The organism is Janthinobacterium sp. 64 (assembly GCF_002813325.1).
Classification (GTDB): Bacteria; Pseudomonadota; Gammaproteobacteria; order Burkholderiales; family Burkholderiaceae_D; genus Janthinobacterium.
In genome coordinates this window covers 4,727,466-4,742,559 of record NZ_PHUG01000001.1, presented here as the reverse complement: position 1 = coordinate 4,742,559, position 15,094 = coordinate 4,727,466, and the positions used below count along the sequence as shown (strand labels likewise).

General features: G+C 61.7%; 17 protein-coding genes. 9 read left to right on the top strand and 8 right to left on the bottom strand.

What is annotated here, in order from left to right; genetic code table 11:
• The first annotated feature begins 89 nt into the window (after positions 1-89).
• The 8 genes from CLU91_RS20940 (at position 90) to yacG (ending at position 6,219) form a co-directional block, all read left to right on the top strand.
• Positions 90-1,562, top strand: coding sequence for a DHA2 family efflux MFS transporter permease subunit (locus tag CLU91_RS20940; RefSeq protein WP_232730821.1), 1,473 nt, complete (start codon positions 90-92; stop codon positions 1,560-1,562).
• 73 nt (positions 1,563-1,635) lie between these two features.
• A complete protein-coding gene (locus CLU91_RS20935; RefSeq protein ID WP_100875668.1) occupies positions 1,636-2,832 on the top strand; it encodes a type II secretion system F family protein in 1,197 nt (398 codons plus the stop codon).
• Positions 2,833-2,868: 36 nt separating this feature from the next.
• Complete coding sequence (locus CLU91_RS20930; protein ID WP_100875667.1) at positions 2,869-3,216, top strand: type II toxin-antitoxin system RelE/ParE family toxin; 348 nt, start codon at positions 2,869-2,871, stop codon at positions 3,214-3,216.
• On the top strand, positions 3,213-3,545 hold the full coding sequence (locus CLU91_RS20925; protein ID WP_100875666.1) for a helix-turn-helix domain-containing protein: 333 nt from the start codon (positions 3,213-3,215) through the stop codon (positions 3,543-3,545). The genes CLU91_RS20930 and CLU91_RS20925 overlap by 4 nt, the downstream gene beginning before the upstream one ends.
• Positions 3,546-3,651: 106 nt before the next feature.
• Positions 3,652-4,521, top strand: a complete 870-nt coding sequence (locus CLU91_RS20920; protein WP_100876838.1) for a prepilin peptidase — start codon at positions 3,652-3,654, stop codon at positions 4,519-4,521.
• A 22-nt stretch (positions 4,522-4,543) separates the two neighbouring features.
• Positions 4,544-5,191: a dephospho-CoA kinase gene (gene coaE, locus CLU91_RS20915; protein WP_100875665.1), complete on the top strand. Its 648-nt coding sequence runs from the start codon at positions 4,544-4,546 to the stop codon at positions 5,189-5,191.
• Positions 5,192-5,253: 62 nt separating this feature from the next.
• Complete coding sequence (gene zapD / locus CLU91_RS20910) at positions 5,254-6,009, top strand: cell division protein ZapD (protein ID WP_100875664.1); 756 nt, start codon at positions 5,254-5,256, stop codon at positions 6,007-6,009.
• Positions 6,010-6,027: 18 nt separating this feature from the next.
• Complete coding sequence (yacG, locus tag CLU91_RS20905; protein WP_034748814.1) at positions 6,028-6,219, top strand: DNA gyrase inhibitor YacG; 192 nt, start codon at positions 6,028-6,030, stop codon at positions 6,217-6,219.
• Positions 6,220-6,237: 18 nt separating this feature from the next.
• On the opposite strand, the gene CLU91_RS20900 is transcribed toward yacG, so the two are convergent.
• The 6 genes from CLU91_RS20900 to secA all read right to left on the bottom strand — a co-directional run bounded on the left by CLU91_RS20900 (position 6,238) and on the right by secA (position 12,452).
• Entirely contained in the window at positions 6,238-6,660 is a 423-nt protein-coding gene (locus CLU91_RS20900) for a VapC toxin family PIN domain ribonuclease (RefSeq protein WP_100875663.1), read from the bottom strand.
• 3 nt (positions 6,661-6,663) lie between these two features.
• The gene (locus CLU91_RS20895) at positions 6,664-6,873 is read right to left on the bottom strand and encodes a FitA-like ribbon-helix-helix domain-containing protein (RefSeq protein ID WP_100875662.1); all 210 of its coding nucleotides are present in this window, start codon (positions 6,871-6,873) and stop codon (positions 6,664-6,666) included.
• Between the two features lie 120 nt (positions 6,874-6,993).
• The gene (locus CLU91_RS20890) at positions 6,994-7,416 is read right to left on the bottom strand and encodes an NUDIX domain-containing protein (RefSeq protein ID WP_100875661.1); all 423 of its coding nucleotides are present in this window, start codon (positions 7,414-7,416) and stop codon (positions 6,994-6,996) included.
• Positions 7,413-8,294 (bottom strand): ATP-binding protein, encoded by an 882-nt coding sequence (locus CLU91_RS20885; protein WP_100875660.1) that lies wholly within the window; start codon positions 8,292-8,294, stop codon positions 7,413-7,415. Before CLU91_RS20885 ends, CLU91_RS20890 begins: the two co-directional genes overlap by 4 nt.
• On the bottom strand, positions 8,291-9,529 hold the full coding sequence (gene argJ, locus CLU91_RS20880) for a bifunctional glutamate N-acetyltransferase/amino-acid acetyltransferase ArgJ (RefSeq protein ID WP_100875659.1): 1,239 nt from the start codon (positions 9,527-9,529) through the stop codon (positions 8,291-8,293). Before argJ ends, CLU91_RS20885 begins: the two co-directional genes overlap by 4 nt.
• A 154-nt stretch (positions 9,530-9,683) precedes the next feature.
• Entirely contained in the window at positions 9,684-12,452 is a 2,769-nt protein-coding gene (secA, locus tag CLU91_RS20875; protein WP_100875658.1) for a preprotein translocase subunit SecA, read from the bottom strand.
• 279 nt (positions 12,453-12,731) lie between these two features.
• Here secA and CLU91_RS20870 point away from each other — a divergent pair, with 279 nt between their 5' ends.
• Complete coding sequence (locus CLU91_RS20870; RefSeq protein ID WP_100875657.1) at positions 12,732-13,241, top strand: DciA family protein; 510 nt, start codon at positions 12,732-12,734, stop codon at positions 13,239-13,241.
• Positions 13,242-13,263: 22 nt separating this feature from the next.
• On the opposite strand, the gene lpxC is transcribed toward CLU91_RS20870, so the two are convergent.
• Both lpxC and CLU91_RS20860 read right to left on the bottom strand, forming a co-directional pair.
• Positions 13,264-14,199: a UDP-3-O-acyl-N-acetylglucosamine deacetylase gene (gene lpxC, locus CLU91_RS20865; RefSeq protein ID WP_100875656.1), complete on the bottom strand. Its 936-nt coding sequence runs from the start codon at positions 14,197-14,199 to the stop codon at positions 13,264-13,266.
• Between the two features lie 50 nt (positions 14,200-14,249).
• Entirely contained in the window at positions 14,250-15,092 is an 843-nt protein-coding gene (locus CLU91_RS20860; RefSeq protein WP_100875655.1) for a DMT family transporter, read from the bottom strand.
• Positions 15,093-15,094: the final 2 nt, after the last annotated feature.

Here is a 15,094-nt window from a genome sequence, read left to right as displayed (position 1 = left end):
GGCCAAGGGGAGCGGGCGGCACGCCTGCGCCATTTATGTGACAATTCGTCGTACTGTCGGCTCCGTTTTTCCTCCTCAGGCTCGCATCCATGACCAGTTCCCCGATTAAAAGCTACCTTCCCTGGGTGGTCGCCACCGCCCTGTTCATGGAGCAACTCGACTCCACCATCGTCAACACCGCCATCCCCGCCATGGCCGCCAGCCTGCAGGTGACGCCGCTGAGCCTGAAGGCCGTCGTCACCAGCTACATCCTGAGCCTGGCCGTATGCATCCCCATCAGCGGCTGGATGGCCGACCGCTTCGGCACGCGGCGCGTGTTTTCCGCCGCCGTTGCCATCTTTACCCTCGCCTCCATCCTGTGCGGCCTGTCCGTGAATGCGCCCATGCTGGTGGCCGCGCGCCTGCTGCAAGGGGTGGGCGCGGCCATGATGATGCCGGTGGGCAGGCTCACCATCATCCGCACCTTTCCCAAGTCGCAATTGCTGGCGGCCATGAATTTCGTCATCATCCCCGCCCTGATCGGGCCCCTGCTAGGACCCACGGTGGGCGGGCTGATCGTGCACTGGCTGTCGTGGCGCGAGATTTTCTTCGTCAACGTGCCCGTCGGCCTGGCAGCGCTGTACCTGGCGCACCGCTACATGCCCGATTACTATGGCGACAAACCCCGTCCGCTGGACCTGATCGGCCTGGTGCTGTTCGGCACGGGCATCGCGCTGCTGTCGTGGCTGCTGGAAATCTTTGGCGAACACCGCATCGACGGCACCTCGTTTGCCGTGCTGCTGTTCATTTCCATCAGCCTGCTGGCCGCATATGCCTGGCATTCGAGCGAAGTGCTGCACCCGCTGCTGCGCCTGACCCTGTTCAAGATCCGCACCTTCCGCGTCTCCGTCGTGGGCGGCTTCGTCACGCGCCTGGGCGTGGGCGGCCTGCCCTTCCTGTTGCCGCTGCTGTACCAGCTGGGCCTGGGCTTGCCCGCCTGGCAGTCGGGCTTGCTGATGATGCCGTCGGCCGCCGCCGCCATGGGCATGAAATTCATTTCCGCGCGCGTGCTGGCCCGCTTCGGCTACCGCCAGGTGCTGATCGTGAACACGGTGCTGATCGGCGTCACCATCGCCATGTTTTCGCAGGTGAGCGTGGGCACGCCCCTGTACGTGATCGTCGGCATCAGCCTGTGCATGGGCTTTTTCAATTCGCTGCAGTTTTCCAGCATGAATACCATCGCGTATGCCGACGTCGACAAGAGCGATTCGAGCATGGCCAGCACCATCGCCAGCTCGATGCAGCAACTGTCGATGAGCTTTGGCCTGGCCTTCGGTTCGCTGATCACGGGCTGGTACCTGGGCGACATGCCGCAGTCGGACCGCGCCATGCTCAGCACGGCCCTGCACCACACCTTTTTGACCCTGGCCGCGCTGACGGTGCTGTCTTCGCTGACCTTCTGGACCTTGCGCCGCGACGATGGCGAAAGCATCAGCAAGGGCACCGACAGCGACGAGGACGATGCGGCCGACGTGAAGGCCCAGGCCGTTGTCCAGACGGAAGTACAAACCAACAAGGGCTGAGCCACATCAAGCTTGCCGCCAGCGCCGCTGGTGCTTTTGCCCGGCGCTGCTACCGTGACGGCAGGAGGTGCACATGGCGGCCGAGCGGCGCTTTGCGTGGAAGGGCACGGACCGCCACGGCCAGGCGGTCGATGGCATCGTGCGCGCCGCCGACGCCAGCGCGGCCAAAGCCGCGCTACGGCGCCAGGGCATCCTGGCCAAGCGGGTGCAGGCTGTGCGCGCCGCACCCGGCAAGGCCATCACGCGCAAAGATATCGCCCTGTTCACGCGCCAGTTGTCGACCATGATGGCGGCCGGCGTGCCGCTGCTGCACGCCTTCGACATCGCCGGCAAGGGCCACGCCAAACCCGCCGTCACCGAGCTGATGCGCGACTTGCGCCGCGACATCGAAGCGGGCAGCAGCCTGCAGCAGGCATTTCGCCAGTTCCCGCTGCTGTTCGATGAGCTGTATTGCAAGCTGCTGGCGGCCGGCGAACAGGCCGGCATCGTGCAGGACTTGCTGGCGCGCCTGGCCACGCACCAGGAAAAGGCCATCGCCCTGCGGCGGCAAGTGCGCGGCGCGCTGATGTATCCGCTGCTCATCGTGCTCGTCGCCATCGTCGTCACGGCCATCATCATGAGTGTGGTCGTGCCCGCCTTCCGCCAGGTCTTCGACAGCTTCGGCGCGCCGTTGCCATTGCCTACCCTGCTCGTCATGGGCGTGTCCGCCTTTGTTGTCCGCTACTGGCTGGCCTTGCTGGCGGGGCTCGTGCTCGCGTGCCTGCTGTTGCACCTGGCCTGGCGCCGCTGGCCCGATTTACGGCGCGACACGCAATTGCGGGCGCTGCGCCTGCCCGTCTTCGGTCCGCTCCTGCGCCAGGCGGCAATCGCCCGCTGGACGCGCACCCTGGCCGCCATGTTTGCCGCCGGCGTGCCGCTGCTCGACTCGCTCAGCCTGGTGGGCGCCGCCTCCGGCCACGCGCTGTACCAGGAAGCGACGACGCGCATCGAACGCGAAATCCGCGCCGGCGGCAGCCTGGCCCTGGCCATGGAACACAGCGCCGTGTTCCCCCCGCTGCTGACGCAGCTGGCCCTGATCGGCGAGGAATCAGGCGCGCTCGACGCCATGCTCTCGCGCGCGGCCGACATCATCGAGGCCGACATCGACGCCACGGTGGCCACCCTTTCCACGCTGCTGGAGCCGGCGCTGATGGTCGTGCTCGGTGTGCTCGTCGGTTCCCTCGTGATCGCCCTGTATTTGCCGATTTTCAAGCTGGGGGCGGTGATTTGACAAGTGTATAAAATTTGATACACTAAGGAGAGCGACATGCTGGAAAGACCCATTGACTGGCGCGGCAGCTCCCTGAACGATCTCAGAAATGACCATATTTTCCCTCCGAATGCGCGCAGGGAGGCTGGTCACCAGCTCAGCCTGGTTCAAGCGGGACTGGAACCCGATCATTGGAAGCCATTTGACGAGGTGGGTGCAGGCACCAGGGAAATTATTATCAATTTGAATGACGGCTGGTTCCGGGTGATGTATGTCGCGAAGTTCCCGGAAGCCATTTATGTCTTGCACTGCTTCAAGAAGAAAACCAATACCACGGCAAAACAAGATAAAGATATTGCGATTGCCCGCTACAAAACGGTGTGCAAGGAAAGGAGCAAGAAATGAGTATCGACACCAAATCAGCGCACGTCACCGCTGTTGGCGCGAACGTTTTTAGCGATCTGGGTTTTGAGCCCGGCGAAGCCGCCGAACTCCAGGCGCGGTCGAAGCGCATCATTTCGGACAAGGTCGCCATCAAGGAAAAATTGATGGCCGAACTGGCCCTGTGGATCAATACGGAAAACCTGAAGCAGGCCGATGCCGCCCACATACTCGGGATAACGCGGCCCCGTGTTTCCGATGTCATTAACAAGAAAACGCCCAAGTTCACCATCGATGCCTTGGTCGACATGCTCGCCAGAACGGGAAAACGCGTGGAATTCCTGATCGCATAAAAGCAGGCAAGACCTTTATTACCCCCATGCATCGGCAGATGTTTTACACTGCGGCAGTGCCAGGCAATGTTTGCGCGGCAACATCATCACCTCAGACCCATCCACCATGCTGCAAGATACCCTGCTGTTCGCCGCCCCCGGCAATGTGCCCGTCGCCCTCGTCGCCGCCCTGTTCGGCCTGATCGTCGGCAGTTTCCTCAACGTGGTGATCTACCGCGTGCCGAAAATGATGCAGCGCGAATCCGATAATTATGTGGCGGAAGAAAGCGGCCTGCCCTTGCCGCATACGGACCGCTACAACCTGATGCTGCCACACTCGAACTGTACCGCTTGCGGCCACCGCATCACGGCCATGGAAAACATTCCCGTCCTCAGTTACCTGCTGCTGCGCGGCAAGTGCAGCGCCTGCAAGGCCCCCATCTCCGTGCGCTACCCGATGGTGGAAGTGCTGACGGGCGCGCTGTCGGCCCTGTTGATCTGGCACTTCGGCAGCGGCTGGACGGGTCTCGCCACGCTCGTGTTTGCCTGGCTGCTGATCGCCATGACCTTCATCGATGCCGATACGCAAATGCTGCCCGACGACCTGACCTTCCCCCTGCTGTGGGCGGGCTTGCTGGTCAACATCAATGGCACTTTCGTGCCGCTGCAAGACGCCGTCATCGGCGCGGCCGCCGGCTACCTGGCCCTGTGGGCCGTGTACTGGGCCTTCAAGCTGGCGACAGGCAAGGAGGGAATGGGCTATGGTGACTTCAAATTGCTGGCGGCGCTCGGTGCGTGGCTGGGCTGGACTATGCTGCCGACGATCATCCTGTTGTCGTCGCTGGTGGGTGCCGTGGTCGGCATCGGCCTGATCGTGTTTGCCAAGCGCGGGCGCGACAAGCCGATTCCGTTCGGCCCCTACCTGGCGGCGGCGGGTTTCATCGCCCTGCTGTACCGCACGCCCCTGTCACAACTGACGCTGGGCCTGGCCGGCTGATGGCCTTCCTTTGAAAACATACATGCACATACAAAACGCCCCCTTTTTCAGCGTCGGCCTCACCGGCGGCATCGGCTGCGGCAAGAGTACGGTGGCCGATATGTTCGCCGCGCGCGGCGCCACCATCGTCGACACCGACCTGATCGCGCACAGCCTGACGGCACCGAATGGCGCCGCCATGCCGGCCCTGGTGGCGGAATTTGGCCCCGGCTACGCGGACGCGCGCGGCGCCCTCGACCGCACAAAAATGCGCAACCTGGTGTTTGCCGATGCCGCCGCCAAGGCGAAACTGGAAGCCATCCTGCACCCGCGCATCCGCCAGGCCACCCTGGCGGCCGCCGAAGCAGCAACGGGCAGCTACGTGATCTTTGCCGTGCCCCTGCTCGTCGAGTCCGGCGGCTGGGTGGAAAGAGTCAACCGCGTGCTGGTCATCGATTGCCTGGAAAGCCTGCAAGTGTCGCGCGTGATGGCGCGCAATGGCTTATCGGAAGAACAAGTCAAAGCCATCATGGCCACGCAAGCCACGCGCGCCATGCGCCTGGCGGCGGCGGACGATGTGATCGACAACAATGGCGATTTGGCGGCCCTGGCGCCGCAGATTGCCCAGTTGCACGATTTATATCTGGCATTTTCAAAAAGAATGGCCGGAATGGCCCCGCAACGTTTGTAATTTGTCGACGCTTGGTTCAAAATCACGGGATTGTTTGCAGGTCCTTACTTAAGGGAATTATTTTGATTGTCTACGAATACCCTTTCAACGAACGCATACGTACCTTGTTGCGTCTGGAAGACCTGTACGACAAATTCAAGTTCTTCATCCAGCAAGAGCATGCAATGCAACACCATGTTGCCTTGGCAACCATTTTCGACATGCTCGAAGTGGCCGGCCGCGCCGATCTGAAGTCTGACCTGCTGCAGGAACTCGAGCGCCAGCGTCAAAGCCTGCTCGGCTACCGCAGCAATCCGAATGTGGAGCCGGAAACCCTGGACGCCATCCTCGGTGAACTCGACAGTGTCAGCGGCGCCTTGGTGGCGGCGCAAGGCAAGACGGGCCAGAATATCCGCGACAATGAATGGCTGATGAGCATCCGCGGCCGCACCATCATCCCGGGCGGCGCCTGCGAATTCGACTTGCCGTCGTATTTTGCCTGGCAAAAACGCAGCTCCGAGCAGCGTCTGACCGATATCCACGCCTGGTTCGCCCCGCTCGCTCCGCTGTTCGATGCCCTGGCCCTGGTCTTGCGCCTGCTGCGCGATTCCGGCGGACCCGTTAAACTGATCGCCAATGGCGGCAGCTACCAGCAAATGCTGCAAGGCAAGGTGTATCAGATGCTGCGCCTGAGTCTCGATGAAAACAGCGGCGCCATCCCGGAAATTTCCGCCAACAAATACATGCTGTGGGTGCGCTTCACTACCCAGGGTGGCGATTTGAAACCCAAGCCGCTGGAAGTCGACGTTCCGTTCGAGCTCACGCTCTGTAATTTTTAACTGTTACTTATTTGCCCCATCATGACCGTCGTTAACTGCCCTACCTGTGCCGCCAAAGTCGAATGGACTGAAGCCAACAAATTCCGCCCCTTCTGCTCGGAACGCTGCAAGCAGATCGACCTGGGTGCCTGGGCCGAAGAGAAATACACGATCCCCGCCGCCGACCCGTTTGAAGATCCGCTCGCGGACGAAGACAACAAGCCGCAATAAGCCTCAACGCAGTAAGCCTCAAATAAACGGATTTTCCAGGCGCAGCCCCTGCGCCGCGAAACTGTCGAGCCTGCCGCTGACCACCGTCAAGCCATAGGCGATACCCATCGCCGCGATCTGTCCATCGATGCCGTGCGCATGGGCGCGGCCATGCAGGCGCGCGCACACGAGCGCGCAATCAAGGTCAAATTCCAGCAGCCGCGGCGCATATTCCGCCAGCACGGCTTCCAGCCAGCCTTCCAGCGCCAGGGCTTCCAGCGCCGCTTCGCGCCGCCAGCAGCACTGTATGCCCGCACGCAACTGCGCAATCACTTGCACCGGCACATAGCGCGCCTCGGGCGCCACCCGCTCGAAAAAATCGGCCACGCCTGCCGGCGCGGCGCCGCCCTTGCGCGCGGCAACGATCACATCGGCATCGAGCAGATAGCCAGCAATAGGCATGGCTCAGGAACGGCGCTCGAAATCCGCATCGAAGCCCACGTCGGGCATGGCACGCAAAATATCGTCGAGCGGGCGCTTCGGCAGGGGCCGCAAGGCGTTGCGCAGGATGTCGCGGTGCTCGTCTTCGATGCTGCGCCCATGCGCGCGGGCACGCTTGTGCAGCGCGGCGATCAGCAATTCATCGGTATCGGTAAAGGTCAGTGTCAGCGGCATGCGAGACTCCCCAGTGCGTGATGAAAGCACTGTAGCGCATAGCGCGCGCGATACAAGGAAAGTCACGGCAAAGCTTGCGCCAGCGCGCAGCATGCTGCTGCCCGCTGGCACAAGTAAGGATTAAGCAGGCGCCAGCGATTCCCGGCGTACCTCATCCAACCATTCCAGCAGGGGAGTGGTGGCCGGCAGCAGGGGTTCCACGCCGACCGTGCCCTGCCAGGCGAACGCCTGCCCTTCCAGGCTTTGCGGCTCGCCCCGCCACTCACGGCTGATATAGAAATGCAGGCGCACATGGGCGTGCGGATACACATATTCGACGCCGCACCAGGCTTCGGCACTGTCGATGTACAGCCCCAGTTCCTCGACAAACTCGCGTTTCAAGGCATCGAGAATGGCTTCGCCAGCTTCGACTTTACCGCCAGGAAATTCCCAATAGCCGTCATACGGCTTGCCGGCCGGGCGCTGGCCCAGCAGCACGTCGCCATTCGGCTTCATCAGGATGCCGACGGCGACGTCCACAGGCTTGATTTTCACTTCGCTCATTGCGGCAACTTTCCCGCAGGAAGTTTTCCCGCATAATCGCGCGCGAATTGCCACGCCACCCGGCCCGAACGCGAACCGCGCTGCAAGGCCCAGCGCAGGGCGTCGCCGCGCGCCTGCGCGATCTGTTCTTCGGTGCAACCGAACGAAGCGAGCCAGTGCGCCGCGATATCGAGGTAATCGTCCTGCTTGAACGGGTAGAACGACAGCCACAGGCCGAAGCGCTCGGACAGCGAGATTTTCTCTTCCACCGTCTCACCCGGATGCAGATCGCCATCGTCGTCCGTCTTGTAGCTGCTGTTGTCCGACATGCGTTCCGGCATCAGGTGACGGCGGTTCGAGGTGGCGTAGATCAACACATTGTCCGATTGCGCGGCGATGCTGCCGTCGAGCGCCACTTTCAGCGCCTTGTAGCCGCTTTCACCCTCTTCGAACGACAGGTCGTCGCAAAAGATGATGAAGCGTTCGGAGCGCGCCGCCACCAGGTCGACGATGTCGGGCAAGTCGGCAAGGTCCGCCTTGTCCACTTCGATCAGGCGCAGGCCCTGGCCGGCGAACTGGTTCAGACAAGCCTTGATCAAGGAGGACTTGCCCGTGCCGCGCGCGCCCGTCAGCAGCACGTTGTTGGCCGGACGGCCGCCGACGAACTGGCGCGTGTTCTGTTCAATTTGCGCTTTTTGCGTGCCGATATTGTGCAAGTCATCCAGCGCGATGTTCGACACGTGGGCCACGGCCTGCAAATAAGCTGCGGCGCCCTGGCGCCGGCGCCAGCGGAAAGCAAAGCTGGTCCAGTCCGGCGCGGGCGTCGCCTGCGGCAGGATCGCTTCCACGCGCGCCAGCAAGCTTTCCGCGCGCAGCAGGAATTGATCGAGGCCGGTCATGAGCGGTAGTCGGCGTTGATCGACACATAGTCATGCGACAGGTCGCACGTCCACAGGGTGGCCGTGGCATCGCCGCGCGCCAGCTTGACGCGGATGGTGATTTCGCTTTGCTGCATCACGCGCTGGCCATCCTGTTCCTGGTAGTCGGGATTGCGGCCGCCATTCTTGGCCACCCACACGTCGTCCAGGTACAGATTCAGCTGGCCCACGTCCAGGTCGTCCACGCCCGCGTAGCCGATGGCGGCCAGGATGCGGCCCAGGTTAGGATCGGAGGCGAAGAAGGCCGTTTTCACCAGCGGCGAATGGGCGATGGAATAGGCGATCTTGCGGCACTCTTCCACGTTGCGGCCATCTTCCACGGTCACCGTCATGAACTTGGTCGCGCCTTCGCCGTCGCGCACGATGGCTTGTGCCAGAAACGTAGACAGTTCGGTCACGGCAGCGGCCAGTGCCGCATAGTGCGGCGAGTCGATGGAATCGATGACCAGGCTGCCCGCACCCGTGGCCACCAGCATGAACGAGTCATTGGTGGACGTGTCGCCGTCGATGGTGATGCAGTTGAACGATTTGTCGGCTGCCTGCTTCACCAGCTGGTCCAGCACCGGTTGCGCCACGGTGGCGTCAAACGCGAGGAAGCCGAGCATGGTGGCCATGTTCGGCTTGATCATGCCAGCGCCCTTGCTGATGCCCGTCAGGGTCACCGCGTGGCCACCGATGGTGACTGTGCGCGAGCCGGCTTTCGGCTGCGTGTCGGTGGTCATGATGGCTTCGGCGGCAGAGAACCAGTTATCCGATGTCAAGGCCGATACGGCTTGCGGCAAGCCGGCGACCAGGCGCTGCACGGGCAGCGGTTCGAGGATCACGCCGGTGGAAAACGGCAGGATTTGCTGCGGCGTGCAGCCCAGCAGCTCGGCCAGCGCGGCGCAGCTGGCCTGCGCGTCGGCCAGGCCCGATTCGCCCGTGCCCGCATTCGCGTTGCCCGTATTGACCAGCAGCGCGCGGATAGGCGCGGCGCCAGCCGTCACTGCCGCCAGGTTGGCTTTCGAAATTTGCACGGGCGCGGCGCAAAAGCGGTTCAGGGTGAACACGCCGGCCACGGTGGCCGTCGGCGCCAGTTTCAATACCAGCAAATCCTTGCGGTTGGGTTTCTTGATGCCGGCTTCGGCAACACCGATTTCAATGCCGGCGACGGCTTTCAAGTCGGCGGCGACGGGCTTGGGAGAATTGACGGCCATGGTGAGTTCTTCTGCGAGGGAAAATGGAAGCGCTATTGTAGCGCCTTCGCGGCGCCGGTGAACATGCGCGCCGGTAGATGCGCGCGCGCAAATTGAAAAGGCATAAAAAAACGGAGACCGCAGTCTCCGTTTTTGCTCAGGCTGTCAAACCGCCTTATGCTAGCTTGCCGTGGCAAGCTTTGTATTTTTTACCGCTGCCGCATGGGCATGGGTCGTTACGACCGACCTTGACGCCCATGCTCACGCTCATGTCGTCAACGTTGTCCGTGTTACCGCCTGCCGAAGGCGCCAGCAGTTCTTCCGGCGCCGCGTTCGGATCGAACTCGGCATGCTGGTAGTGCACGTTTTCCACGTGCGACTGCTGCATCGCCTGTTCGGCCGCATCGACTTCTTCGCGCGACTGGATACGCACCGTCATCACGTGTTTCGTGACGTCGTTCTTGATCATGTCGAGCATCTGGCCAAACAGTTCAAACGCTTCGCGCTTGTATTCCTGTTTCGGGTTCTTCTGCGCATAACCGCGCAGGTGAATACCCTGGCGCAGGTGATCGAGCGCCGCCAGGTGTTCGCGCCAGTGGCTGTCGACGCTTTGCAGCATGACATTGCGCTCGAAGCCGCCAAACGATTCCTTGCCGACGATATCGATCTTCGACTGGTACACGGCATCGGCCGCAACCAGCACTTTTTCCAGGATCTCTTCGTCCGTCAGGGTTGCATCGGCTTCCAGCATTTGCTGCAACGGCAAGTCGAGCTGCCATTCGCTGGACAGGGTATTTTCCAGGCCCTTGATATCCCACTGCTCTTCCACCGATTCGTGCGGCACGTACTCGTGCACCAGGTCGGTGAACACGCCATGGCGCAGCGAGCCGATCATCTCGGAAATATCGGTCGTTTCCAGCAGTTCGTTACGCTGCTGGTAGATGACTTTACGCTGGTCGTTGGCGACGTCATCGTATTCCAGCAATTGCTTGCGGATATCGAAGTTGCGCGCTTCGACCTTGCGCTGGGCCGATTCGATCGAACGCGAGACGATGCCTGCCTCGATCGGTTCGCCTTCCGGCATTTTCAAACGGTCCATCACGGCGCGCACGCGGTCGCCGGCGAAGATGCGCAGCAGCGCGTCGTCGAGCGACAGGTAGAAACGCGACGAACCCGGATCGCCCTGGCGGCCGGCACGGCCACGCAGCTGATTGTCGACGCGGCGCGATTCGTGGCGTTCGGTGCCGATGATGTGCAAGCCGCCCGCATTGACCACGTGGTCGTGCAGCGATTGCCATTCATCGCGCAAGGTCTGCGACTGGGCTGCCTTGTCGGCATCGCTCAGTTCAGCATTGGCTTCGATGAACTTGATCTGGTTTTCGACGTTACCGCCCAACACGATGTCCGTACCGCGACCGGCCATGTTGGTGGCGATGGTGATGGCTTTCGGACGGCCTGCCTGGGCGATGATTTCCGCTTCGCGCGCATGCTGCTTCGCGTTCAGCACGTTGTGCGGCAAATTGGCCTTGGTCAGGATGCCCGACAGCAGTTCCGAGTTCTCGATCGAGGTCGTACCGACCAGCACGGGCTGGCCGCGCTCGTAGCAGTCGCGGATGTCGTTCAACATCGCGTTGTATTTTTCCGCCGACGATTTGTAGACCTGATCCTGGCGGTCCTTGCGCTGCAGCGGACGGTTTTGCGGGATCACGACCGTTTCCAGGCCGTAGATTTCCTGGAATTCGTATGCTTCGGTATCGGCCGTACCGGTCATGCCGGCCAGCTTGGCGTACATGCGGAAGTAGTTCTGGAAGGTGATCGAGGCCAGGGTCTGGTTCTCGTTCTGGATCTTGACGCCTTCTTTCGCTTCGACGGCCTGGTGCAAGCCATCGGACCAGCGGCGGCCCGTCATCAGACGGCCCGTGAATTCATCGACGATCACCACTTCATTGTTCTGCACCACATAGTGCTGATCCTTGAAGTACAGCGCATGCGCGCGCAGCGCCGCATACAGGTGATGCACGAGGGTGATGTTGGCCGAATCGTACAGCGAAGCGCCTTCCGGCAGCAGGCCCATTTCCATCAGGATGCCTTCGGCCTTTTCATGGCCGGCTTCCGTCAGCAGCACCTGGTGCGCCTTTTCATCCTTGGTATAGTCGCCCGGCACGTCAACCTTGCCCTTGCCGTCCGGCGTTTCTTCGCCGATCTGCAAAGTCAGCAATGCAGGCACTTCATTGATCTTGTGATACAGGTCCGTATGGTTCTCGGCCTGGCCCGAAATGATCAGCGGCGTACGCGCTTCATCGATCAGGATCGAATCGACTTCATCGACGATGCCGAAGTTCAGGCTGCGCTGCACGCGCTCGCGCGCTTCGTAGACCATGTTGTCGCGCAAGAAGTCGAAACCGAATTCGTTATTCGTGCCATACGTGATGTCGGAGTTGTACGCCTGCTGCTTGGCGCTGTGCTCCATCTGCGACATGTTCACGCCAGTCGACAGGCCCAGCCACGCATACAGGCGGCCCATGGTCTCGGCATCGCGCTGCGCCAGGTAATCATTGACGGTCACGATATGCACGCCCTTGCCCGACAAGGCATTCAGGTAGGCTGGCAAGGTGGCCATCAGGGTCTTGCCCTCGCCCGTGCCCATCTCCGCGATCTTGCCAAAATGCAAGACCATGCCGCCGATCATCTGCACGTCGAAGTGGCGCATGCGCAGGACGCGCCTGCTGGCCTCACGGCAGACGGCAAATGCTTCCGGCAACAAGGCATCGAGCGATTCGCCAGCGGCGATGCGTTCCTTGAAGGCAGGCGTCTTCGCTTGCAGCTCGGCATCCGACAGCTTTTCGATGGCCGGCTCGAGCGCATTGATCTCGCGTACCGTTTTTTGGTATTGCTTGAGCAGCCGCTGGTTGCGGCTACCGAAAATCTGGGTCAGTAATGACATGCTTGAATTCTTGAAAAAACGCCGTTAAAAAAAGCTCGGTAGGTGACAACGAGGTAACAATCGCGTCACCGCACGGAGTTCGACTATGGCAAAAGACGATGATTTTATCATGCGTTCCCGCCAAGGTTGGGCTAATGCGCCATATAACAATAGCTTAATGACAAACAAATGGCAGAAATTGCGGACATTTTCCATACTGTAAGGCAATACGACCCGCCCGCCTGCGCCGCACCCGCCGCCGCACTCGTCATGCGCGGGCGAGTGTGCTATGTTTCGGCCATGCGAACTCCCACTTATTCTCCGGCGCCGCGCCGTGGCTACGGCTTTGCCCGTTCAGGCCCGGCCGTCACGGGCGCAACCGATTTTCTGCGCGGCAACGCCACGATGGCCTCCCTGATGCCCACCGTGACGCGTCTGGCCGCCCTGCAAAAAGATTGCGCCAAGGCCTTGCCGGCCATGTTCGAGCATTGCGACATCCTGCAATTCGAGGGCGGCCAACTGGTGCTGGCCACGCCGAACGCGGCGCTCGCGGCCAAGCTCAAGCAGCAATTGCCGAAGTTGCAAGGGGAACTGGAAAGAAAGGGCTGGCAGATTTCAGGCATCAAGCTGAAAGTGCAGGTCATCAAGAGCATCGCGCCCATCGTGCATACGCGCTCGCTGGTTTTGCCGGAAAAAGCCATGACTGCCCTGGAAGAGCTGAGCACGGCCCTGCCCGCGTCGAAGCAGAACGAGCAATTGATCGCGGCGCTGCGCAACATGGTCCGCCACCACCGCGAACCAAAGGACTGAGAATAACGGCGCTAACGCATATCTACGTCAGCGACCACTCGCGTTCCATCTGGCGTAAGTAGGATTGCGGCGCCGCCTCGTTCGTGGCGAACGAGACGATTTCATACGCATCGGGCTGCTCCAGCAGCGCCAGCAGCAGCTGGTTGTTCAGCGCATGGCCGGACTTGTGCGCCGTGTAGTAGGCGAGCAAGGGGTGGCCCACCAGGTACAGGTCGCCGATGGCGTCGAGGATCTTGTGGCGCACGAACTCGTCCTCATAGCGCAAGCCATCGGCATTGAGGATGCGGTACTCGTCCATGACGATGGCGTTTTCCAGCGAACCGCCACGCGCCAGGCCCATGCCGCGCAAGCTTTCCACGTCCTGCATGAAACCAAAGGTGCGCGCGCGCGCCACGTCATGCACGTACGACACGTCGCCGAAGTCGACGGAGGCGCGCTGCATCGTGCCATCGACGGCCGGATGGTTGAATTCGATGAAGAAGTCGAGCTTGAAGCCATCGTATGGCGACAAGCGCGCCCATTTCTCCGCGTCACCCTTGCCGTGACGCACTTCCACAGGCTTGATGACCTTGATGAATTTCTTCGGCGCCGGCTGCTCTTCCACGCCAGCCTGCTGCAGCAGGTAGACGAAGGACGAGGCAGAGCCGTCCATGATGGGAATTTCTTCCGCATTCACGTCGATGAACATATTATCGACGCCCAGGCCGGCCGCGGCCGACATCAGGTGTTCCACGGTGGACACCCTGGCGCCATCCTTGATCAGCACGGAAGCCATGCGCGTATCGCCCACGGCCATGGCGCTGGCGGGAAACTCGACGATGGGATCGAGGTCGATGCGGCGAAACACGATGCCCGTGTCGATGGCGGCCGGACGCAAGGTCAGCTCGACCTTGGTGCCAGAGTGCAAGCCGACACCGATGGTGCGGACCAATTGTTTGATGGTGCGTTGTTTTAACATGGCACGATTATATCCAGTTGCGGCGTGGAATGCTGACCGGCAAACAAATGCTAGGGATGCTCACTTTCCACATGCACGGCCTCGCGCCGCACCAGGTAGATGCCGCTGGCGATAATGATCGCCGCGCCAAGCAAGGTATAGCGATCCGGCAGCGCCTGCCACAGCAGCCAGTCTATCGCCACGCCCCAGGCCAGCGCCGTGTACTCGAACGGCGCCACGATTGACGCCTTGCCGGTGCTGAAAGCCTTGGTGATCGCCAACTGCCCGAAGAAGCCTGACAGCGCCAGCACCATCAAGATCGAGCCATGTTCGGCACGCACAGGCACCCAGATATTCCACGCCAGCGTTACTGCGCCAATCGACATCAGCGTCAGCAGCCAGAACATCATTGCCTCGGTGCTGTCGGTGCGCGCCAGCACGCGCGCGCTGATGGCCGACACGGCGTAGCAGGCAGCTGCCACCAGAATCGCCAGCCCGCCCAGCGACAGGAAGCCGGTGCCTTCGGGGCGCAGCACCACCAGCACGCCCAGCAGGCCGACGCCAATCGCCACCCACTGCCCGCGGCCCACGTGCTCCTTCAGCACCCACACCGACAGCGCCGTGATCAAAGCCGGCGCGATGAAGAAGATCGAATATGCCTCGGCCAGCGACAGCGACTTCAGCCCGAAGGCAAAGGTGGTCAGCATGGCGATGCCGAGTGCGGCGCGCAACAGGTGCATTGGCCAGCGTATGCGCAAGATGCCCTTGAACGCACCGCGGTACAGCATGTAGCCGCACAGCAGTGGCAACGAACTGAGCGAGCGCATCGCCGTGACCTGCGTGGCGGGATAATGGGCAGACAGCAGCTTCATGGCGGTATCCATGCACGAGAACATGGCGACCGCAATCAGCATCG